Here is a 23368-nt window from a genome sequence, read left to right as displayed (position 1 = left end):
CCGGTTTCATTCAAGAGCAAAAAAGCCCCGTTTACTCAGGCAGGTGCAATCACGCACGTTACGGAGAACAGAGAACCGTTTTTTTTCTTGCCCATGTCGTAAACAGGTTTCTTCAAACAAAATGTAACCGCTTTCTAAAATTAGAATATCGTTTGCTTATAAGGCTGTCAACCATTCTTTTGTCCTATTTCATCCTCCGTCCAATATGACAAAAAACGCGTATTCCACATGCTCTATGCAAGTGAAATACGCGCCTTTTAGAATACTTTGGTCGTCCAGGATTCACAGTTCCATGTGTCTGTCACAACGTCACGGTAAAATTCAGGTTCGTGTGAAATCAGCAAAATGCTGCCTTTGTACGCTTGAAGCGCACGTTTTAACTCATCCTTCGCATCCACGTCCAAGTGGTTCGTCGGCTCGTCAAGCACAAGCAGGTTCGTCTCATTGTTGATCAGCTTGCAAAGACGCACTTTCGCTTTCTCTCCACCGCTGAGGACCGCGACCTTACTCTCGATGTGTTTGGTTGTAAGTCCACATTTGGCAAGTGCGGCACGTACTTCAAACTGGGTGTAGGAAGGGAACTCCTGCCAGATCTCTTCAATACACGTATTGTAGTTGGCATCCTTCATCTCTTGCTGGAAGTATCCAATCTCCAGGTTCTCGCCACGTTGGACATTGCCTTCCAAAGGCTGAATCTCCCCTAAAATGCTACGCATCAGCGTTGTTTTACCGATACCGTTCGCACCGACAAGAGCAATTTTCTGACCGCGCTCCATACGCAGATCAAGCGGTCTGGACAGCGGTTCGTTATAACCAATAACCAGGCCTTTCGTTTCAAAAATAAGCTTGCCTGACGTTCTCGCATCGCGGAAGTTGAACTGTGGCTTCGGTTTCTCCTTGGCCATCTCGATGACATCCATCTTATCGAGTTTCTTCTGTCTGGACATCGCCATATTCCGAGTGGCAACGCTGGCTTTGTTACGCGCTACGAAGTCTTTCAGGTCTGCAATCTCTTGCTGCTGACGCTTGTACGCCGACTCCAGCTGTTGTTTCTTCATTTCGTAGACTTCCTGGAAGTGGTTGTAATCGCCCACATAACGTGTCAGGTCTTGATTTTCCATGTGGTAAATGAGGTTGATTACGCTGTTCAAGAACGGAATATCATGCGAGATGAGAATAAATGCATTCTCATATTCCTGCAGATATCGTTTCAGCCATTCAATATGCTGTTCATCCAGATAGTTTGTCGGCTCGTCGAGGAGCAGAATATCCGGTTTTTCCAGCAAGAGTTTGGCGAGCAATACTTTGGTCCGTTGTCCACCGCTCAAGTCATTAACGTCCTTGTCCAGACCAATGTCGGTCAAGCCCAGACCACGCGCGGTTTCGTCGACTTTGGCATCGATCATGTAAAAGTCCTGGTTCGTCAGCGTATCCTGAATGGTACCTACGTCCTCAAGCAACTGCTCCAGTTCCTCCGGCGTAACGTCGCCCATCTTGCCGTACATGTCATTCATTTCCTGTTCCATGTCAAACAGGTATTGGAATGCGCCGCGTAGCACATCGCGAATCGATTGTCCTTTGCTGAGTACCGCATGCTGGTCGAGATAACCTACACGCATACGTTTGGACCATTCCACTTTACCTTCGTCTGGCTGTAGCTTACCTGTAATAATATTCATGAAGGTCGATTTACCTTCTCCATTCGCCCCGATCAGACCAATGTGCTCGCCCTTAAGCAAGCGGAATGAAACGTTGTTAAAGATAGCACGGTCACCAAAACCGTGACTTAATTTTTCTACATTTAATATGCTCATTCATGACACCTTTTCTATATAGACTTAATTCTTTGTATATTATAAGCGTTATCTGCCGAACAACTCAACGCCCTATTTAAAAAATGTGATGTTCCATTTGCCTTATCCCGGCGTATGCGGTAAAATTTTGCCTTAAACGAATTACAACTATTATATAGAACGGAGCTCTCAGCGAGAGCATCAGGTGAATGTCATGATTGAAGTAAAACAGTCCAAGCTGGGTGACGGCGGTGAGTTTAACCGCGGGGTATTTGCTACAGTGGATATTGCAAAAGGTCAACTAATTCATCAGGCACCCGTTGTGCCTTATCCGAATGAAGATCACGAGCATATCGAAAAAACGATTCTGGAGGATTACGTCTTCGAATACGGCGCCAATCATACCGCGATCCTGTTAGGATACGGTAGTTTGATTAATCATTCCTACGAGCCTAATGCCACGTATGATATCAACTTCGAAAATCACACCTTTGATTTCTATGCTTATAAAGACATCAAAGCTGGCGAAGAAATCCTCATTAACTATAACGGCGAAGAAGATAATATGGACCCGCTGTGGTTCCTGGACGATTACGAAGAACGTATGCGTGAGATACAAGATAAGGAAGAACAAGAGGCCGAACCTACTCAGGAATCCGAAAAAAATAATGCGTAGTTCTGCTCTCTATTCCCGGTAATATGATTGATTAGACCCTGGTGTAGAATGAATCATGCCCTCTCACTATTAAGCTTGAGTATTCATAGTAAGAAGCAAGGAAGCAAGTTTCTCTATTGGAAACTTGCTTCCTTGCTTCTTTATGTCGATTTGTTAGGCCATGGATTGCATGTTCCTTGTGTCAACTTATCCTTTACGCATAGTATACCTTTACAATAATGTTCATGCACCATTCCCTGTTTAATCATTAATCGGTGGATCGGTATGCAAATCTTCGTCTGGTGCGGTATAGGTCCATCTTGTAAAAGCAACCTCAAAGCCTGCCCGTTTAGGCGAGCAAAGGAACGGTCCTGCCTGCTTATCGGTTGGATAAGCAAATCTCGCCACCCGGATCGTACGCCACGGATGCTCATCTGTACGTGCACGAATGACAACGGATTCCTGGTGATACGACGCACGAATGGTAACGATTCGTCCTCCCCACTCCGGTACAGGTGAGAGTGACCAATCTGAAAATTGATCTGTGACAACAGCGCCCACATGCACAATACCATCATTGACTTCAACCCCGGCTTTAATCCACTGATGCTCTCCATGCCACAGCATTAATCCTGCCTGATCATATAATTCTGTAAAAGAATTTAGATCAAACGAAACTTCAACAGCTTGTTCCCCATCCCACGGCGCGAGCAAGGCATGGCCATTTCGGTGACAGAAACCATAGAACGTCTCTTCCCAGAAATCACTGCCTTCCTGAGCCTGTACAATCAACCGTTTTCCATCATGTTGGGTATGAACAGGCTCGGTTGTCCAGCTTCCTCGTTCAAGGTTTGTAAAGTTGACGGACATCTTCATTCTCATCCTCTCTGCCGTTCCTTGCAAAAGCGAATCTTGCAACCCCCATATATTCACTACTCCTATGTGCGAAGAATATAGCAGTTGCAAGTTCTACTCACTTTTGCAATAACATATTTTTCAAAGTTTCGTCTATACGTTTACAAATTCGACATCCCCTGTACATTTACCTTGTAAACTACCTTGTGTGCTTCACTGATGTTCTTATCCGCATCTGTTTTGAAAACAAGCACACGATGGATCGTGGATGATTACCCGTTATGCGCAAAACGGTATCCGTTACCTGATCTTCTCTCCCTTCCTCTCTAATATGAGTATCCAAACCTGCAAGCATTATCGCATAATCCTCAGGCATCCCTGCTTGAATCATCTGGTTTCTTAAAGTCTCCTCCGATAATGGTTCATGCTGGATCGGCTGATTTAATATTTCACTGGCTTTCTGCGCTACCTCTGCATAAGATAACGATTCCGGTCCCGTTATGATGTGCTCTGTATTATGGGGTACGGCATCGGTTAGGGCATGGAAGGCAACAGTTGCTATATTGTCCGCACTTACAAAACCAATTCTCCCCTCACCCGTTGCACTGTATATTTTGCGAAATTGAGCAATCGTCTGTCGATGAGGACCCTCCGTGAAATTTTCCATAAAATAAGAAGGCCTTAACACGGCCCACTCTGGCGCAAGCTTTTTCAAGGCTCGATGCACTTTGCCAAAAACAGGCCCTTCTTCATCGACAGATGCACTTCCCAGCAACACAAAACGCTTTACTCCACTCCATATCGCTTCCTGAATGAAAGGAACCATCACTTTCTCCGGATGTATATCCATCTGTGGAACAACAAGATAAATTTGATTAACACCTTTTAGTGCTGGGCCATATGTCGCAGGATCATACCAGTCAAAGTAGACATGATTCCCACTAAAATCTCCTGAAGACGAACGCTTTCTTCCAGCCAAACGCACCGGATAACCTTTTTTCTGCAATTGTGCGGCAACTCGGCTTCCTGTCTTGCCACTCGCTCCGGTAATGAGTGTAAGAGGTTTCTCATTGCTCATCTACAACCCCCCCCATTTCCGATTCCATCTAATTTGCCTCCAAGCAGAAGCCCGGTGAAGTATTGCATGATTTGCCGGGGTACATTATGTTCATTGTCCACCCGTTGTTCTTTCATTTTAAACCCTCTCCTTTTCGGACTAATCAGTCTAGAATAGTTAAAAAAATAAACGCTTTTAAGGCGTTCATTTATTAAACGTTTAATCCAAAACCTTCAAAGTCGTTTGCACTAGTTCCCGCATTTCTTCTTCACTAGCACCACTCTTCGCCGTATATGTGAACGAAAGCCTTGAATAGTTAAGAAACCGTGCGATACGATGCAGTTCATCTTCTTGTAGCTGTAACTCTCCCGTATTGCACCCTCGTAAAAGCGCTGTGTACAATACGTTCTCCATCATGCGATTATTCGACTGTATAAACGCAGCGATCTCATGTTGCAGAGGTGCCTGTTCTATCGCGCTGTTAATGATAAAACATTCGTTGCGCCGATCCGGATCGGTTAACACGTTGACAACCTCATCAAACAAATGCTGTATTCCCTGACGTACACTGCTACTTTGTTCCAACAGTTGCGTCGATGCTTCAGTTTTCTGCTGCACATAAAATTTCAGAGCAGAGACAAACAAATCATGTTTTGTTCCGTAAGTGTCATAGAGGCTTTGCCGGGCAATGCCGAGCTCATTGAGTAAAACCGTTAACGAGGTCCCTTCATAACCGTAAGCGCCAAAAACAGAAGTCGCTTTTCGTAATACTTGTTCTGTATCAAACTCTTTCGCTCTTCCCAACTGGTGTCCCCACCTCCTCTTCGTTAAACTCATCATATCCTTTCCAGACTGATCAGTCAAGAAAATGAATGATTTAATTTTCGACAAAGTGGTATAATGGCATTACAGGCTGAATGTTCCTTAACCATTTATGACGGTGTCAATATATAGAGGAGTGAAGCGATATGCATATGCAAATTACAGATTTGGCAGCCCAACGACTGACAGCAAGTTTGAATGATCAACCCGGTTATTTCAAAGTATTTTATGATATGGAAGGTTGCGGATGTAACGGTGTTGTCGTGTTGCTGATTGTTGATGAACTGGGTGCACTGGATGAGCAGATTGAAACCAATTTTGTTCCATTCTACGTGGATCCCAAACACCAGCTTAACCTGGAATCCAGCATGAAATTGGACGCACAAAAAAACTATCCTGCATTTACGCTCAGCAGTGACTCTGGTGTAATCAGTAGTAACCTCCGGCTTCGTGATGCACGCGCTGCCGCGGTAGGTACACCTAGTGCGGAAAACGCTTGTACACTATCCTAAACAGCAGGTAAGCAACGTATTACCACCCTTATAGAGAAAGCATCAGCCTCGGAAAAGGGTACGTTTTTTCTTGATGTAGACCCATCTAACTGCTCCCAATCCAAAGGTTATTGCGTCTGCAAAGATGATTTGTCCAGTTTTCTGGCTTTCTCGCGCACCTGATGCTTGGACCAACTCCTAACGATCATGAGGAACCTTATTTAGGCTCAAATCGACAGAATGAAAATCTAACGATCACCAGTAACGTTATTTCCTTTGAAAACAGTATTTGATTATAAAAAAACGGGCTGTTTTCGAAAAATAAGCCCTCTGGTGATCGTTAAAATTTCAGAACGCATAAAAAGCGGCAAATAGCGTCTGTGGTGATCGTTAGATTTTTTACAGATTGATAGATAGATTAAATCCTTGGGTTACTTGCTTGAATTGCTTTACTTGCACCTACCCTGACTTTGCTGATGTATAACTTATGCCCTCCCTCTTTATGCTCTTTATTCCCTTTATGCTCTTTATTTTATGTTCTTTGGGCTCTTATATCTTACTCACTTTCACTTTTATCCTTTCTTTCTCACCGTTTACATACATTTCTCCTTCCAGCATCTTTTGTGCCGCAGCACCCGATCTCCTGCGTCTTCCATATCTCGCAACTGCGATATCCGAACTCCTATCTACTTTTTCAATACTTTTCTAATTTACGATTTTTCCAATACTTTTTTACGATTTGTTGGTGCACATCATAGAAACTGCCGCTAGGATCAGACTCCACTATTTTCGATTGCCAACCTCTTATCTCGAAGATGATATTCTTACTCCCGCCAAATCGGCCAATGAAAAATAGATTCCAGAAAACTTTGTTTACAAGTCGGAAACATTTGGAGAACCTATCGATATAATCCTCCAGTATACTTGGTTTATAGATTAATATATTCCAAGGAGGAACTCCCATCATGTCATCATTTACTCGTAAATCCATCATATCGACGCTACTCGTTGGCTCGGTGCTTGCGGGCACAGCGTTTACTACACTTCCGATTAATCAAATATTTAACCCGGTTGCTTCTGCGGCAAGCTCAAGCTTCTCTCAATTTTTGAAAGATAACGCGCCAAGCCGTACCATTACGACCTCTAGCAAAGGCATTGCTACCGTAACGAACCTATCCAGCACCGTTGTGCTTGTGAATAAAAAAAGAAACCTACCATCTACTTATGAGCCAAAAGATCTGGTCGTTCCTAACATCCCGTTCAGCTTCTCTGGCTCCAGTCCGAAGAAACAGATGCGTAAAGTCGCAGCATCAGCCATTGAGAAATTGTTTGCCGCCGCGAAAAAAGACGGTATCGATATCAAAGCGGTTTCGGGCTACCGTTCTTATGCTACGCAGAAAGCAATCTTTGACCGTAATGCCAGCATCAAAGGCGAAGCTGTTGCCAACAAAACAAGTGCTCGTCCAGGACAGAGCGAACATCAGACCGGACTCGCCATGGACATTTCCAGCGCTTCGGCAGGTTATGATCTGCAGCAAAGTTTTGGCAACACCAAAGAAGGCAAATGGCTGAAAGCCAATGCCCATAAATACGGCTTCATCATCCGTTATGGCAAAGATCAAGAGAAATTAACCGGATATTCATATGAACCTTGGCACGTTCGTTATGTTGGTGTCTATATCGCTGGCGAGATCACTAGTCAAAAATTAACTCTGGAGCAATATTTGGAGCGAGCAAAATAAGTTCTTGATTTGGCGAGCAGCTTAGTTAACTTGATCTGTTCATTTGTAGGTGAATACTGGAGAACGGGGCACACTTGCCCCTTCTCCATATAAATTACAAGATGGCTGTAGTTACAGGAAAGCCTCTTTGCACCCATTTGTTCAGAGAAAATGTTCTTGAGAGCAGTCTCACATCCCATACGGTTACAGACCATCTCTTCAAGTTTTTCAGACTCCAGCAATACGCCGAATCAAAATAGGCAACCGTTTCACACCTTCGGTTCCTGCCCAGGAACTTGCCCCTGCCAGTAAATCGTTGTGGCTCAGATAAAAGGCTGTTTTGTATACAAGGTAACCCAGTATGATCTCCACCACCACAAACTTTTTAAGGGCAGAGGATTCAAAGACATATACTTGAAACTCATGATGCCGCCAAGCTGATTTTAATCTGAGGATGAATGATCTCATGACTCACCTCTGCTGTTTTCTATTAGCGTATGGCGAGCACATCTTGTCTTATTCAAAAATAATACTTACATAAAGTAATTAAGTATGTTATATTCACTTTATAAGCAAGCAAACTATACATAAGTGAGGTAAACAACATGAGCGAATTGGATCAATTGATTAAAAACCGCAGATCTGCTGTTATTTTTGAAGAGGGAATTGAGATTTCAGAGTCCGAACTGGAAGACATGTTTGCTTTGAATAAATTTGCGCCATCCGCATTTAACCTGCAACACACTCATTATCTTGTACTGACCGATGAAGCTCAGAAAGAGAAAGTATATCAGGCTTCGCAGCAGTATAAAGTGAAAACAGCTTCTGCGGTCATCATCGTGTTAGGGGATGTCAACGCACATCATCATATTCGCACGATCAACGAAGGATTGCTTAACTTGGGCGCAATGACACCGTTTCAATACGAGCAGGAATCACAGAGCGTTATTGAATTCTACGAAACTCGCGGTAGATTTTTCCAACGTGAGGATGCCATCCGTAACGCCAGCTTATCAGCGATGCAATTCATGCTGATTGCTCAGGATCGTGGCTGGGACACTTGTCCGATGATTGGATTTAATGCTGAAGAGCTGCAGCAGAGCCTTAACATTCCGGATCATTACGTACCTGCGATGATGATTACCATTGGCAAAAAATCAGAATCCAAACAGCGTCCGCGCGGTTATCGCAAACCTATTCATGAGTACGTTAGCTTTAATAAAATGAATGCCGAATAACTGCTATATAAGTTGAACTAAAGACTTTACACAGTCCACTCCGAGGACAGAAGAACCTTCCAATCGCTGTTATCCCCAGATTTTTTGGACTCCCTTTTCCAAAGGGAAAAATCCGGTGATCAAGGCGAAGCCTATGCTTCCGATGCAGCTTTCTTTCAGAAAGCTTTTAGCTTCGCTTTTCCAGGTTTTTTCTGCCCTCTCCGTTAAAGTGTAAAAAGAGTAGTTAAAATTATATAGATCTTTCCTAAATAAAAAATGCTTGAAAAGCCACGACTTCGACTTCGTGGCTTTTTCGTGTGTACAACTTAATCAAGTTACTGAATGCGTTCATAGCTTTTTTAACATTCCGTTGTTTCAATACGTTTCATATATTAACTCATCCGAGATCTGGAGATCGCTATCGAATGCAGCATAGATATAGAGCTGTCCGGCTGGCGTATCGCCAGCATCAAAACCCAACTTTAAACTGCCCTCTGCTTGAAATTCTACATCTGCCAGTACCAAAGTATTTGCATCCTCGTCCGGATGAGCTTTACCAATGATATGAAGTGCCTGTTCTCGCAGGACATGCCATTGTTCCCAAGCAGCTTCGAAAGAAGCGGACAATGCATCCATACCGGCCTTCGTCGAAATTTGTGCCGTGACTTGCAGTTCTCTTCCTTCCTCCTGCAAATTCATATGATACATCGTCGTTTCATTATCATATTGAAATATACCCATGCCTGGGACTTCATGATCCGGTTCAATGATGAGATTATCACCGTACTGCATGCGCTCCATCTTGGAATTATAGCTCACGTCAAGGGATTTCAACTTATTTTCAGAACAATATAGTTCCACAAGTTCGGTATTTTTACGTAAATCCAGTTCACGAATATGATTATTGAAACAACGTACACTTTCCAAACGGTGATTGGAACGGAGATCCAGACTTTTGAGTTGATTGTGATGACAACGAAGCTCTATTAAAGCAGGACAGCCACTGACATCAAGCTCAATAAGATCATTGCTCGCACAATCCAAATAAGTTAGCTGCTCATTATTTACCATATCCAGTGAGAAAAGTGTGTTGTAGCTGCATGCGAGTCTCTGCAATTGCTTTAAATGCCCTACTTTCAGTTCAGAGAGCAAATTCCAGTGACATTCAACAGACTTCAGCTTTTGATTCTGCGCCAGTTCCAGTTTACGCAGACGATTAAAGCTACAGTCCAGTGTTTCAAGCTGTGTATTGGAGTGCAGATTTAGTTCGACAATTTGATTTTCTCTGCATAATAACGTTTTCAACTTCAAATTATGTTCAACATTCAGACTGACCAAAGCATTATATGTGCAATCGAGCACCCTGAGTTCCGTGAAATATTCAATGCCCTCAAGATTTTTCATACCGACTTTTGGAAGCTCCAGGGTCTCCACTTCACTCACATCTTGTGCCCAAATATAACCTCGTTGATCACAATAATTTGCTAATATGTATTGCTTGAAAAGTTCATCTGTAAAGGCATTTGTAATATCCATTCCATCCATACTCACCATCCATTCTCCCTCCTAACCACTTTTACGTACGGCTCACTGTACATATCATATCATGCCTATTTTATGAGTTCTTTGAGTGGTTTACAATGCTACCAAACTATCATTTCTCTACGATGTCCCTTACTGAATCAACATTTTTACCGACTTTCTAAAAAAAAGTACACATTATTTTTTATAACATGTTAGCATTCTTCAAGTAAGCATAATGTCTAATTAGGAGATGATAATCATAGGTAAGAAAAACTTGTATCTCGAACAGCTTCGCCCCTTCCGTATGGCATATGTACGTCACACTGGAGCTTATGGCCCTTCAAACATGCAGACAATGGAAAAACTGAAACAATGGGCGAACCAGAAAGAACTGCTGAAGGAAGATGCTATCCTGTACGGTATTCCTCAAGATGATCCTCGGGTAACTATGCCAGAACATTGCAGGTATGATGCGTGTATAGTGATTAGCGATGATTTTCATTTTGAACAAGAGCCTGGCCTTGATATTAATTTGGGAACCTCACCGGGTGGAAACTACCTCACGATCACAATTCCACATACGACTGAGGGTATTCAGAAAGCTTGGAATGAGATGATTCCACAATTACACTTGTATGGCTATAGCATGGATAATACAAAACCTGTGATCGAAAGATATCGTCTTTCACTGCTTAATCAGCATTTATGCGAACTTTGTATTCCTGTAACAACCTATTAAAGCAATTTACATTCCGCATATTTTATTCCGGACTTAGTCTTTTATACTCCTTAATGATTGAATATAAACAGAAAAGTGACTTCCATTGAAGTCACTTTTCTACGTTTCATCTGTTATCGATTTGACTACACCAAAATTGCACTCATCGTTTCATCATTAACAGACTATGCATTTCATATTAAAATGCCCAGTTTCCGTTGCGGAATACCGGCTCAATCGTGCCGTCCTGTAACTCCCCGTCAATGTCCAGTTCCGCAGAACCAATCATGAAATCGACATGCGTTAAACTTACATTGCATTCATGTTTCAGCAATTCTTCATTCGACATCGATGTGCCGCCCTTCATGTTGAACGGATACGCACTTCCGACTGCCAGATGGCAGGATGCATTTTCATCAATGCCCGTATTATAGAAAATACGATTCAGATTCGAGATTGGCGAATCATGCGGCACAAGCGCCACTTCTCCCAAGTAACGAGCCCCCTCGTCTGTCGCAAACAGGTTCTTCAGATGTTCTTCGCCAGAAGCTGCTGTATATGCAACAACCTGACCCTCTTTAAATGTAATTCGCATCTGATCTACCAGCTGTCCGTTCAGATTCAGCGGCATCGTGCTACTAACATAACCGTTAACACCGCTACGCTTGGGCATCGTAAATACCTCTTCTGTCGGCATATTCGCGACGGTGTAGACCCCTTGTTTGTTTTCACTGCCGCCACCGCCCCAGATATGGTTGTTCACCAGTTCAATTTTCAGATCCGTACCTGGTGCACGATAGTGCAGGCTCTTATAATTTTTCTGATTGAGCAAGTCACTCATTTTGTTCAACGTCTCAATATGCTCTTTCCAGTTCTGCACGGCATTTCCGCCGTCAACCCGATTCATTTTGAAAATGGTATCCCACATTACGTTGATGCGATCTTCCTCCGGAATGTCAGAAAATACTTTATTGGCCCAAGCTTTGGTTGGGGCCTTGATCAGACACCAGCTAATTTCATGGTTACGTGTATATTTGGAATAGCCTTTGCGCGCCTCTGCTGCCGCTTTGGTTGCACGGGATACGTTGGTCGCTTCGATTCCGTTGTACAAGTCTGGGTCAGGCACTTTAATTGTCAGTGTCGCTCCTCCAGCTTCGGCGAAACGTTCCATCATGTCGCCTTTCCACTTCGGATAATAATCAAAGCTGTCATCCGAACCATGCTCAAACCGGCTACGTGTAATTTTATCGTCCTCAAAATCGACTTGTACATAATTAGCTCCGGCCGCGTATGCTTTTTGGGCGATCAGACGGGTAAATTCCAGTGTTTCAATCGGTGCTGTTACCAGTAGGTCTTGTCCCTTCTGGATATTCACACCCACTTTAACCACTAGTTCGGCGTATTGTTCCAATGATGTTGCAAAAGATTGTTCAAACGAGCTCATGTTAGGTTCACTCCTGCTTTGGTAAGATTCAAATTGCTGTATTCTCAAACATCAACATCAAAGATGCTGTTTCATCTATTGCCTCTACATTGCTCCATACACAGTCCGCAAACTAACCGTTGCGTTTTTCCTGTTCACGGAGTTCAATGCGGCGAATTTTACCTGAGTTGGTCTTGGGTAGATCTGTCACAAATTCAATTTTGCGTGGATATTTGTAAGGTGCCGTCCATTCCTTCACATGTCTTTGCAGTTCATGCGCGAGTTCCGATGACGCTTTGGAAAAGTCTCGTAGCACTACAAAGGCTTTGACAATGTTGCCCCGAATTTCGTCCGGACTAGCCACGACAGCACATTCTTTCACACTTTCATGTTTCATCAGCGCTTCTTCTACCTCAAATGGCCCAATCGTATATCCCGAGCTGATGATGATATCATCACTTCGGCCTTCAAACCAGAAGTACCCATCTTCATCTTTGCTTGCCCGGTCACCTGTGACAAAATATTCCCCGCGCTGGTTCGCTTCCTTGCGACCCTCGTCCTGATAATAAGCACGGAACAGCGCAGGCATGTCCTGATGCACAGCAATATCTCCAACCTCTCCAGCAGGTAGTGGTTGCCCATCTTCACCGATAATCTCGATCAATCCCGGGGTAATGGACTGACCCATCGAACCTATGCGCACAGGTGCATCCTTCAAACTGCCAATTAACAGCGTGCTTTCCGTCTGTCCGTAACCATCCCGGATGGTTAGATCGAAATGACGCTGGAAGATTTCAATCACTTCCTGATTCAGGGGTTCGCCCGCCGATACAGCGCTACGAAGATGGGATAGATCATAATGTCCGAGATCATCCGTTTTAGCCATCAGGCGGTATTCCGTCGGTGTACAGCAGAGCACGTTAATCTGATGGGCCTGCATCAACTCCAGGTATCGCTTCGGCTGGAATGAGCCGTTGTATACCAAACCTGTTGCTCCTTTTCCGAGTACCGACAGGAACGGGCTCCAGATCCACTTTTGCCATCCAGGTGCTGCTGTTGCCCATACCATATCGGTCGGCTGGATATCCAGCCATAACGTGGATGCAATTCGCAGGTGTGCATAACCCCAACCGTGGCTATGTACGACGCCCTTTGGATTGCCCGTCGTGCCTGAGGTATATGCCAGAATGGCCATGTCATCGCGGTGCGTCTGAACAGCAACCATTTCATCCGGCTGATTCTGCATCAATTGATGTACGTTAACCCAGCCTTCTCCAGGAACAGTGTGGTCTCCGTTAGGGGATGCAACGATACGATGGGCAAGTGCTGGCAGGTCGGAATCCATTTTTTCCACTTCCGATGTGGTCTCAGACCAGACAATGACTGCCTTCGCCGATGAATGACGTAGACGATATTCCAAATCTTTCGCACGCAGCATCTCCGAGGATGGAATCACAGCAATGCCGAGTTTCAGACAGGCGATATATATCACATAAGCGATAATCCGGCGTGGTACCATGACCAGCACCCGATCTCCTTTCACCAAACCAAGCTCACGCAGTCCTCCAGCCAGACGGTTCGCCTGTTTTAACAAATCACCGTACGTAATCTCTTCTACTTCTTGCTGATCGCTGAGCCATCTAAGTGCAATCCGATCTGACGGGTGGTTCTCCATTTCGGATGTCAGGTTATAGGTTTCAGGCGCAATCCACTGTTCAAAATTCAAATGGAGCCTCTCCTTTATCATCTAATATATATAAATTGAACAAGTTTACACATTGACTCCGATGACAGAATAACCTTCCTATCGCTGTTATCCCCAGATTTTTTCGATTCCCTTTTAACGGGAGAAATCCGGTGATAAAGGCGAAGCTTATGCTTACGATGTAGCTTTCTTACAGAACGCTTTTAGCTTCGCTTCTCCAGTTTTTTTTCTGTCCTCTCCGTTTACGTGTAAAAAAGTTCATTTATATATCGTCTTTATATTATACATCAAATCCTATGACCAGGTACTATGAACAACAACCTTTTTATCATAAGAACAGGACTCTCTCATTGTTCCCGCTTCGCACCTGTCCTGCTCCTGTCATAATAAGCATTAATTGCGGTGAAACCGCCTGGTGGTATCCAACCGCACCGTTAACGGGTAAATGCATACAGCCTATATGCGCGTTACCACTCGTTTGAATGATCCGAGACATCACAAAATTCGAATCAAATTTCGTGATTTGCTTGCCGCTATCTTGATCAAATCGATAAAACTCCTTGATGCATCTCCCTTTCTTGCTCGTCTGATAACCTGATAACGAATCATTCCAGTATAAACCTTATGCTACTCGATACGCCAGTTCTTCCCTTCTGAACACAAAAAGCACCTCTCCTCTATTAGAGAAAAGGTACTCATTGTAACACGTTTTGTATACAGAGCATTTACCAAGGATAATTGCCGATCCCGTCCAAAATCGTATCCATCTCACTCAGCTCTGCGGCTGTTAGTTCAGGAGCTTTGAGTGCAGCAACGTTTTCTTCAATCTGAGATACACGGCTGGCTCCAATCAATGCAGACGTTACACGACTACCCCGTAAAACCCAGTTGAGTGCAAGTTGTGAAATCGTCTGTCCTCTTCGTTCTGCCACGGCTTGCAGCGCTTCGAATTTCGCGATACGTTCGTCGGTATACGATTCTTTTTTCAGACTTCCTGTAGGATTACCCCGTTCCGCTTTGATTTTGTCCACGTATTTGTTCGTCAACTGACCCCGGCCGAGTGGGCAAAACGCGATGGAACCTACACCTTGCTCATCCAGCACATCTTGCAGACCATCTTCAATCCAGCGATTTAACATGGAATAGTTTGGCTGATGAACGAGGCACGGCGTGCCAAGCCTTTGCAGAATGGTTACCGCTTCCTGAGTCTGCTGTGCATTATAGTTGGACAAGCCCACATATAATGCCTTCCCTTGCCTTACGATATGATCCAGCGCTGTCATCGTTTCTTCAAGTGGCGTGTCCGGATCTGGGCGATGATGATAGAAAATGTCGACATAATCCAATCCCATTCGGCGCAGGCTCTGGTCGAGACTGGCAATCAAGTTTTTACGGGAGCCCCATTCGCCGTAAGGACCGCTCCACATATGGTACCCCGCCTTAGAAGAGATCAACAGCTCATCCCGGTAAGGACGAAGATGTTTGTGGTAGATCACGCCGAAGTTCTCTTCTGCTGACCCTGGGGGTGGTCCATAGTTATTCGCCAGATCAAAATGGTTAATACCGAGATCGAACGCACGTAAAATCATTTCTTCCTGAATATCGAGCGTGCGATTGCCGCCAAAATTCTGCCATAATCCCAGTGCAATCTGCGGCAATTTAATGCCGGATCTGCCTGAGCGAGAATAGCTCATATCATTGTAACGTTGTTCATTTGCAATATAAGGCATCGTTCATTCACTCTTTTCTGTAAAGTTGGTTAAGCTCGGCCGTTAACACTCTTTTATCTTAGTCATTTCCTTGCATAAACGATATGGTTTATCACTACATTGATATGTAAAAATGATCGTTATAACTGTAATTAGACTTTAATTTATGTAACATTTATATTTTAATATATGTTAAAATGCAAGAATCAACTGATTCACTCAGGAGTGGACGCAATGATTACGTATATGTTCAAAAACACGCATTTTCAGGAGCTGCAGCTCCTTCATTATGGTACTGAAGCTTGTACACCCGGGCACCACTTCGGGCCAGCCATGAGAGATTACTATAAAATTCATTATGTCCTGAACGGCAAGGGCACATTTGAAGTTGCAGGGAAGACCTACCATCTACAGAAGGGACAAGGCTTCCTGATCGTGCCTCATTCCGTGGTGTATTATAAGGCTGATCAAGATGATCCATGGGAGTATAGCTGGGTTGCGTTTCAGGGCACACACAGTACTTCCTTTTTACAACAAGCCGCTTTATCGGAACAACAGCCTGTCTTTAATCTCGGTGACGAAGACGACGAGATGCGTTCTTGTCTGCACCGCATCGTTCATTCTCGCACGGCTCATAAAGGCTGGGAGATTAGTATGACCGGATGGCTGTATCAATTTTTTTCCATTTTGATCGATCATGCGCATGACGAGAACGTACAAACCACCGTAGATTACGGCAAAGAAACATATGTAACCCAGGTGATTGATTTTATCGAGATGAACTATGCCAACAACATTACTGTACAGTCCATCGCTTCTCACATCGGGTTGCAGCGAAGTTATCTGTGTTCCCTCTTTAAAGATCAGATCGGAAGCAGCATTCAGTCTTATCTCGTCCATTATCGTATGCGCAGAGCAGCCGAGCTGACGCTTGATCTTAACCTGAGTATCGGGGATATTGCCCGTTCCGTGGGATATGCAGACCAGCTCCTTTTCTCCAAAATGTTCAAAAAAGTGGTGGGCGAAGCTCCCACCTATTATCGCAAACACAAAACAGCACCTTCCCCGTGACCCCATGCGTCGGAAGGTGCTTTCCTAATAGAAAGATTATAAGATTTACACGTTTTCAGGCATGGCAATGCCCACAACCTGCACTTTAACCTCTTTGACAATTACGCCTGCCATCTGCTCCACCGCTTGCTGTACGTTATGCTGCAATTCTTGGCAGACCTCATGCATTTTGCGGCCATATTGTACATTAATGCGCAATTGAATGGATGCTTCATCATTTTGAATATGCACGTCAATTCCTTTTTGCAGACTTTTGCCGCTAATGCTCTTGGCAAGCCCTTCCGTCAGCCCAACTGACATCGAAGACACCCCTGGAGTAGTTTGTGCGGCCATGCCAACAATTTTGGACACGACATCGTTAGAAATATGAATGGTTCCGAGCTGAACCGCTGGAGGGGCAATATATTCCGCTTCTGCTACACTTTTTTCAACCATTTTAGACATAAGTTCCTCTCCTTATGATCTTTTTTGTTGTTCTAAGTATGGTGTTATCCCTTCTATTCTACCACGGTTTACGAGCAGTTACATTTCTGCCCTATGGGTAGCTCTCCTAAGAGCCTAAGCATTCTGCCACTTTTCCTTGAAAAACATCTGATAGATTCGAACCAGCAATATTTTCACAATCATATAAACAGGAATAATAATGAGGATGCCAATGATTCCACCGAGATCGCCAGCACCCAATACCAGAATAATCGTCGTCAGCGGGTGAATATCCAGCTTTTTACCGAAAACGTACGGTGCAACGAGATTATCCTGAATCTGCTGCGCTACGAGAATAATTACAAGTGACCAGATGGCAACCGATGGTGATACAACCAGTCCCATAATGACGATGGGGATTGAAGAAACAATCGCTCCGATAAAGGGTATAAAATTCAAAATGACCGCGACCACCGTCAACAGCAGCGCATACGGAAGCCCGATAAACAGAAAACCGATGTACATCAACACCCCGAGAGCCAGATTAACTAGCACTCTGCCAACAATGAATCCACTCAGAGCCTGATCAATTTCAAGCACCACTTCGCGGCTGTCTTTCTGGAATCGTTTAGGGGCAATATTCACCAATTTGCGTCCAAACAACTTGTCCTGCTTCAGCATGTAAAAAAGAATGATCGGGAACGTAAACAGAATGATTGCAAAGCTGGAAATCAACGAAATGAAACCACTCACATAGTTGGTTACAAACGTAAATCCTTTATTCACATACTCCGTAACCTGCGATAATGGCGTGGAATCATTCGGGAACAACGCCTGAATCGCACCATTCTGCTCCAAATCTTTTAATTGCAGACTAAGCGCGTTCAATAGATTAGGCGCATTTTCGACCAGGTTCACCAGTTGCTCTCGCAAAGAAGGCCACAGCCCCACAATAAACGCCACACCAAGCAGAATAGCCACAACGTAGATTAGCAGAATACTTAGCGTTCGATTCAAATATTTTAATTTCTCCAAATAACCCACGAGCGGCCGTAACAAGTAATAAAAAAATACAGACAGCATCATTGGCACAGTAATTACTGTAACCATAGTAACCAGCGGTTGAAAAATAAAGTTCACACGGGATAATAAATAGATATTAACCAAAATCAGGGCCAGTGCAATACTGAACCGAACAAATGCATTGCTTTTTAACAATTAATTCCCCTCCACATCGCCGTTCTTCTGCTACGAATGAATCTTTTTTCTCTATTTATTATTACTATATATCAAGTCCCTTCATTCCTGCTAATCCCTATATCTTAAATCTTTCTTAACTAAAAAAAGAAAAAGCCCTGACCTCCCGGCCAAGGCTGATAAAAAGCAGTGAAATGTATAAGGTGCACTGCTAATTTACACCAGCTTCGAATACATATGACGCAGATAACGCCAGCGTACCAAGGCAAAGAAAACAACCTGCATCGTAACAAACACCACAAATACGCCAAGGCTATGATCTAGAACCGAAAATTGAACCATCTGATAGAGTGCTACAAATGCCACCGAGCTGTGAATCAATGCGACCAGAAGCGGCAGGAAAAACATCAGCACGAGCTGCCTTGTTACAATTTTGCGGAGCTCAGGGCGGCTAAGCCCCATTTTACCAATCATGCGATACTGTGCCTCATCCCGTTCGAGGTCGGCATACAGTCTGAAATAGGTGAAACTCGCCGCAAAGGTGAAAAATACAATACCGATCAACCCACTTACAATGAGAATAATTCCGTTGGTTTGTTTGTTATTCAGCCAATCTACGACAAGAGAACTGAAGTTGATATATCCCTCCTCCGGACGGTCTTTCTCAATCGCAGCCAGCAATTCCGGAGCAAAGCTACGCGTCGACATCCAGTCTTTTACCACAAAAAACGTCGTCTGATCGGAGTAAAAATCAACATTCATCTTAATCTCTGCAATGTATGCTTCTCGAATCCTGGAATACAGGTCATCGGAAACAACGTAGACGCCCGCCTCACCCTCCATCGGAATCACGATATCGGTTGCCGGTGGCAACATCTGCATTTGTAAATGCTGCTGTTCACCAACATACAAGTCAGCGGAGTATGGGTAACTGTCCTCTTTCGTATCTAACAGTTTATTGCGTGCAGTAATATTGGGAGCTGTATTAAACGCCAGATCATTGCGATCCAGCACCCGTTCTTCATAACCAAGTGCTTTGGCAAGACGGTTATATGAACTCAGTTTGACGATGTAGTTGTTATTGTTCTCATAGAGAGGCTGATAACTACCTTTTACATATGGAACTTCATGATTAACCAGCGTCTCTTCAATTTTTCGGATCTGACGATCAACGACAGCTAAATCCGTAAAGCCCGAATTTGTATAGGTAAAAGCATATGGATTCGTCATGGAAGACAGCCTTGGATCACCTATAGTCAGCATGCTGCCAATGCCCGTAAACGCGGAAGCAGAGATGACACTGACCATAAAAAACATCACGGCATTATCCTTCATGCGGTAGGTAAGTTCTGACAGGAAGAGCAGATTGGTTTTACGTAGAAATAACCCTTCATTCCTTTTCAGTGCCCGAATGACATACACGCTAAGCTGCGTAAACAATAGATACGTACCTGCAATTACACTGAACACACTGCCGAACAATAAAGGGAAAATATATGTCCCCCACGCGAAGATAAATACACCTGTATACCCTCCACCAATCAGCACAACCGAGAGCAGCGAGAATAGCGGGGATGCCTTCGGTTCAGGCTTTGGTTTTTCCTCTGACTTCACCAGCTCAATCAACGTTCCCTTACGAATAAGCAATGAGGAAGACAGAGCAATCACTACAAAGAGCAACAGAAACGCTCCGGCTGTCAGGAGAATTCCTTTGAGTGGAAAATAAAACCTCAGACTGTTCTCCACTGCAAGCATGGAACCGCAAATGAGCAAAACTAATTTACCGAAGATCAGACCAAGTCCGATACCTGCCACGATGGAGGCTAAGCCGATACACATATTTTCCATAAATAAAAGCCGGTTCATCTGCTTGCGAGTCATGCCGATGATCAGGAAGATGCCAAACTCCTTCTTCCGAGTCTTCAGAAATGAACCGACCGAATACAGCAGAAACAGGAAAGAGAATATGAAAATGATGATTTCGGCAATCATCAGACCCTGGTTAGCAAGCACCGTCACCGTCTGGGAAGAACCTTTCAAACCATCTTGTAAATCCGGATGAAACAGCAACAACGCATAGATAAAAAAGATCATGACGGAGAACGTACTACTCAGAAAATGAGCCAGATAAATCCGTTTGTTTCGAACTACGTTATTAATGGCGAACTGGCGAAAATTCATGTCCAGAGCCTCCCATCAGGGATAATACGTTTATAATCTTTTGATAGAAGGCCGCACGATTATCACCGTATTGAATTTCGTTATATAACTGACCATCCTTAATGAAGACCACTCGGCTACAGTAACTGGCTGCAACGGCATCGTGGGTCACAAGCAACATCGTCGCCTGATCCTCTCGATTGCGCTGTTCAAGAATCTCCATTACATCCTTGGCCGCCTTGGAATCCAGATTCCCTGTCGGCTCATCTGCCAGAATCAGCTTGGGAGAATGGATTAACGCCCGAGCGATCGCTGTCCGCTGTGCCTGTCCGCCTGATATTTCATACGTGCGTTTGTTTAAAATCCCTTCAATGCCCAATTTGCTTGCAAGCTCAGCTACTCGCGCATTCATCTCCCGAACGGAAACACCGTCTAATGTTAAGGGGAGCACGATATTTTCCTTCACCGTTAACGTGTTAAGCAAGTTAAAGGATTGAAAAACGAAGCCCAATTCACGTCGCCGGAACAAGGCAAGCTTATCCGAATCCAACTCAAACGGGTTCTGACCCGCGATCCGTAACTCTCCTGATGTGGGATGATCAATGGTTGAAATCATGTTCAGCAGCGTTGTTTTGCCACTTCCTGACGGTCCCATGATACCTACGAACTCGCCTTCCTGAATGCCAAGATCAATGCCTGACAAAGCCTCGTAAGAAACCACACCTTTGTAGATTTTACTGATTTGTTTGACGGAGCATATCTCCATACGTACAACTCCTTTAACGACTAACGTCTAATTTTAACTTCTTGGTACTTATCTTGATGCTTCTTATGTTCTTGGCTAACCTTCTGACTACAGTCTACCCGATGATTCCTCTATTCTCCTATGGTTTAACCTTTCACCAACATGACAATATTGTAAGATTCGGAGCTTTTATGAAAAGGCAGGAAAAAGACGCCTTCCTCCAGCGCGGCAAAAGACGTCGTTATATTAATATTTAACTTATAGTTAACTCATATTCAATCATACATAAGTAAGGTTTAACTCGAGTTTAACTCACGGCCTCTTGCATTCAAACCAAAAAGGTAATTCGGACCGTCGTTCCTTCCCCATATACCGATTCAAGCCCAATCTGATGATTCATACGTGTCAGCACTTCTTTTGCGATGTACAGCCCCATACCAGTAGATTCCTTAAAATGCCTCCCGTTCTCCCCGGTGAAAAAGGGTCTAAACACCCGGTTCAGGTCCGATTTGGGTATGCCAATCCCATGATCCTGAACTTCCAGTATAACCTTCTGCTCCGCTTCGTAGGCGCGAAGATGCACTTTCTGTCCACTGCCTGCAGCATACTTGATGGCATTGGATAACAGCTGTACCAACACAAATCGAATCCACTTTGCATCGGATTGCACCACTAGCGAAGCATCCATCTGCATCTCGGGATACACATGGTTGCGAATGAAAAATCGTTTCAACTCATGAATCGCTTCTTCACCTACCGCTCGCAGTTCAACCGGTTCAACGCTGAAGTCCTGCTCGAAGGTATCCAGCCTTGCGACATATAGGACCGTTTCCAATCCCCGTCGCATCTGATCTGCTTCCTCGCGAATACTGCGAAAACGAGCATCATCGTCCTCTTCTTCTTCCACGGTCAGCTCAATGACCGATAACGGTGTTTTCATCTGGTGCACCCACTGGTTCATAAACGTAAGATATTCCTGTTGCTTTTGTTCGAGCCGGCTCAGATGTGCGTGATATTGACCGTACTGGGAATCCAGCAGTTTTTCCAAAGAGGCTGATAACGGTGTTGTTTCATGTAATGCTACCAATTCATTCAGCGAATTCACGGGCTGTGTCATACGGGTGTAAAAGGCTCGATGCGACATGTAACGATACACGAGATAACCGACATACAAAAACAAACCTAATCCTACGGCATATAGCGCCGTCTTCCAATGGTCGTATCCATCGTACCAAAATACAGCAACCACGGTGAACATCATCGCGAACACCCAGCACGTCAGAGCGATATGTTCTCGGATAAACAGCTTCATAACGATGGTGCCGCTTTCCAGTTATTAATCAGCCTGTATCCGGAGCCTCTCACCGTTTCCAGCGCATCGGTAATGCCTAGTTCGGCAAGACGTTTCCGTACCCGCGTAATATTAACGCTAAGGGTATTATCATCCACAAACGAGTCATCCCATAACTTCTCCAAAATGGTTTCCCGACTGACCAGCTTTGGACTGCGGCGCATCAGTGTTTCCAGCAGAATCGTTTCCTTTTTGGTGAGTTGCACTTTCTGATCGCCGAGTTCAATCTCAAGCCTTTCCAAGTAGACCACGAGCCCGTTCAGTTCGACCTTACGTTCTTCATCTCGAGCCGCATAATCACCATACACCCGGCGCAACTGACTGCGAATTTTAGCCATAACAATCTCGTGTTCAAACGGCTTGGTAATATAATCATCGGCCCCGTTCTCCAGCGCCATAACCTGATCCATCTTACCACTCCTCGCGGAAATAAACAGGATCGGACATGTCGATATTGTTCGAATCTGCCTGCACCAGTAAAACCCGTCATAGCTTGGCAAGTTGATATCCAGTAACACAACATGAGGCTGGAGCTGTTTGAATTGTTCCGTCACCTGCTCAAAGTCTTCGACTAATACAGCTCGGTCCCCATAACGCTCGATATGCGATTTCAGCAGTCCCGCAATTTTGGGATCATCTTCGATAATCATAATGGTATACATTTAAAGCTCTCTCCTCTAACCTGTTATGATGGCAACCTTCTCTCTGTTTCTGTTATAAGCCAAATCATA

Annotated in this window: 21 protein-coding genes; 6 read left to right on the top strand and 15 right to left on the bottom strand. The window is 44.2% G+C overall.

Translation table 11 applies throughout. The features are described 5' to 3' along the window. Positions 1 to 257 precede the first annotated feature (257 nt). Positions 258 to 1814, bottom strand: a complete 1557-nt coding sequence (locus Q9R46_RS08405; protein ID WP_145330381.1) for an ABC-F family ATP-binding cassette domain-containing protein — start codon at positions 1812 to 1814, stop codon at positions 258 to 260. A 193-nt stretch (positions 1815 to 2007) separates the two neighbouring features. On the opposite strand from Q9R46_RS08405, the gene Q9R46_RS08400 reads away from it, so the two are divergent. After that, positions 2008 to 2469, top strand: coding sequence for an SET domain-containing protein (locus Q9R46_RS08400; RefSeq protein WP_311279652.1), 462 nt, complete (start codon positions 2008 to 2010; stop codon positions 2467 to 2469). A gap of 240 nt (positions 2470 to 2709) precedes the next feature. Here the strand turns inward: Q9R46_RS08400 and Q9R46_RS08395 are convergent, their stop codons facing one another. The 3 genes from Q9R46_RS08395 to Q9R46_RS08385 all read right to left on the bottom strand — a co-directional run bounded on the left by Q9R46_RS08395 (position 2710) and on the right by Q9R46_RS08385 (position 5164). Next, the gene (locus tag Q9R46_RS08395) at positions 2710 to 3318 is read right to left on the bottom strand and encodes a DUF1349 domain-containing protein (protein WP_311279651.1); all 609 of its coding nucleotides are present in this window, start codon (positions 3316 to 3318) and stop codon (positions 2710 to 2712) included. Between the two features lie 184 nt (positions 3319 to 3502). Next, on the bottom strand, positions 3503 to 4381 hold the full coding sequence (locus tag Q9R46_RS08390; RefSeq protein ID WP_311279650.1) for an NmrA family NAD(P)-binding protein: 879 nt from the start codon (positions 4379 to 4381) through the stop codon (positions 3503 to 3505). 198 nt (positions 4382 to 4579) lie between these two features. Further along, complete coding sequence (locus Q9R46_RS08385) at positions 4580 to 5164, bottom strand: TetR/AcrR family transcriptional regulator (RefSeq protein WP_311279649.1); 585 nt, start codon at positions 5162 to 5164, stop codon at positions 4580 to 4582. Positions 5165 to 5328: 164 nt separating this feature from the next. On the opposite strand from Q9R46_RS08385, the gene Q9R46_RS08380 reads away from it, so the two are divergent. Further along, positions 5329 to 5694, top strand: coding sequence for an iron-sulfur cluster biosynthesis family protein (locus tag Q9R46_RS08380; protein WP_145330367.1), 366 nt, complete (start codon positions 5329 to 5331; stop codon positions 5692 to 5694). A gap of 944 nt (positions 5695 to 6638) precedes the next feature. Continuing rightward, entirely contained in the window at positions 6639 to 7415 is a 777-nt protein-coding gene (locus Q9R46_RS08375) for a M15 family metallopeptidase (RefSeq protein WP_145330365.1), read from the top strand. 207 nt (positions 7416 to 7622) lie between these two features. Here the strand turns inward: Q9R46_RS08375 and Q9R46_RS08370 are convergent, their stop codons facing one another. Then, the gene (locus Q9R46_RS08370; protein WP_145330363.1) at positions 7623 to 7862 is read right to left on the bottom strand and encodes a hypothetical protein; all 240 of its coding nucleotides are present in this window, start codon (positions 7860 to 7862) and stop codon (positions 7623 to 7625) included. A 137-nt stretch (positions 7863 to 7999) separates the two neighbouring features. Between Q9R46_RS08370 and Q9R46_RS08365 the strand changes: the two genes are divergently transcribed. Continuing rightward, positions 8000 to 8632 (top strand): nitroreductase family protein, encoded by a 633-nt coding sequence (locus Q9R46_RS08365; protein ID WP_145330361.1) that lies wholly within the window; start codon positions 8000 to 8002, stop codon positions 8630 to 8632. A 354-nt stretch (positions 8633 to 8986) separates the two neighbouring features. Here Q9R46_RS08365 and Q9R46_RS08360 read toward each other — a convergent pair whose 3' ends face one another. Continuing rightward, entirely contained in the window at positions 8987 to 10165 is a 1179-nt protein-coding gene (locus tag Q9R46_RS08360; RefSeq protein ID WP_311279647.1) for a leucine-rich repeat domain-containing protein, read from the bottom strand. Between the two features lie 244 nt (positions 10166 to 10409). On the opposite strand from Q9R46_RS08360, the gene Q9R46_RS08355 reads away from it, so the two are divergent. After that, positions 10410 to 10874, top strand: a complete 465-nt coding sequence (locus tag Q9R46_RS08355) for an AraC family transcriptional regulator (protein ID WP_311279646.1) — start codon at positions 10410 to 10412, stop codon at positions 10872 to 10874. 178 nt (positions 10875 to 11052) lie between these two features. Here Q9R46_RS08355 and Q9R46_RS08350 read toward each other — a convergent pair whose 3' ends face one another. From Q9R46_RS08350 to Q9R46_RS08340, 3 genes are all read right to left on the bottom strand, one after another. Beyond that, entirely contained in the window at positions 11053 to 12297 is a 1245-nt protein-coding gene (locus Q9R46_RS08350) for an aminopeptidase (RefSeq protein ID WP_311279645.1), read from the bottom strand. Positions 12298 to 12409: 112 nt separating this feature from the next. Further along, on the bottom strand, positions 12410 to 14023 hold the full coding sequence (gene mbcS, locus Q9R46_RS08345; protein WP_311279644.1) for an acyl-CoA synthetase MbcS: 1614 nt from the start codon (positions 14021 to 14023) through the stop codon (positions 12410 to 12412). A gap of 683 nt (positions 14024 to 14706) precedes the next feature. After that, the gene (locus tag Q9R46_RS08340) at positions 14707 to 15711 is read right to left on the bottom strand and encodes an aldo/keto reductase (protein WP_311279643.1); all 1005 of its coding nucleotides are present in this window, start codon (positions 15709 to 15711) and stop codon (positions 14707 to 14709) included. 213 nt (positions 15712 to 15924) lie between these two features. Here Q9R46_RS08340 and Q9R46_RS08335 point away from each other — a divergent pair, with 213 nt between their 5' ends. Beyond that, complete coding sequence (locus Q9R46_RS08335; RefSeq protein ID WP_311279642.1) at positions 15925 to 16761, top strand: AraC family transcriptional regulator; 837 nt, start codon at positions 15925 to 15927, stop codon at positions 16759 to 16761. 45 nt (positions 16762 to 16806) lie between these two features. Here Q9R46_RS08335 and Q9R46_RS08330 read toward each other — a convergent pair whose 3' ends face one another. From Q9R46_RS08330 to Q9R46_RS08305, 6 genes are all read right to left on the bottom strand, one after another. Beyond that, a complete protein-coding gene (locus tag Q9R46_RS08330; protein ID WP_311279640.1) occupies positions 16807 to 17205 on the bottom strand; it encodes an Asp23/Gls24 family envelope stress response protein in 399 nt (132 codons plus the stop codon). 114 nt (positions 17206 to 17319) lie between these two features. Next, entirely contained in the window at positions 17320 to 18402 is a 1083-nt protein-coding gene (locus tag Q9R46_RS08325) for an AI-2E family transporter (RefSeq protein ID WP_311279639.1), read from the bottom strand. A gap of 195 nt (positions 18403 to 18597) precedes the next feature. Beyond that, the gene (locus Q9R46_RS08320; protein ID WP_311279638.1) at positions 18598 to 20562 is read right to left on the bottom strand and encodes an FtsX-like permease family protein; all 1965 of its coding nucleotides are present in this window, start codon (positions 20560 to 20562) and stop codon (positions 18598 to 18600) included. Further along, positions 20537 to 21307 (bottom strand): ABC transporter ATP-binding protein, encoded by a 771-nt coding sequence (locus tag Q9R46_RS08315; RefSeq protein WP_311279637.1) that lies wholly within the window; start codon positions 21305 to 21307, stop codon positions 20537 to 20539. Before Q9R46_RS08315 ends, Q9R46_RS08320 begins: the two co-directional genes overlap by 26 nt. A gap of 307 nt (positions 21308 to 21614) precedes the next feature. Then, positions 21615 to 22598: a sensor histidine kinase gene (locus tag Q9R46_RS08310; protein ID WP_311279636.1), complete on the bottom strand. Its 984-nt coding sequence runs from the start codon at positions 22596 to 22598 to the stop codon at positions 21615 to 21617. Then, entirely contained in the window at positions 22595 to 23299 is a 705-nt protein-coding gene (locus Q9R46_RS08305; RefSeq protein ID WP_145330337.1) for a response regulator transcription factor, read from the bottom strand. Before Q9R46_RS08305 ends, Q9R46_RS08310 begins: the two co-directional genes overlap by 4 nt. Positions 23300 to 23368: the final 69 nt, after the last annotated feature.

Origin of the sequence: Paenibacillus sp. RRE4, assembly GCF_031844205.1 — a bacterium.
Taxonomy (GTDB): Bacteria; Bacillota; Bacilli; order Paenibacillales; family Paenibacillaceae; genus Paenibacillus; species Paenibacillus xylanexedens_B.
Note: the sequence above shows the minus strand (reverse complement) of the source record. Positions and strands in the feature narration are given on the sequence as shown.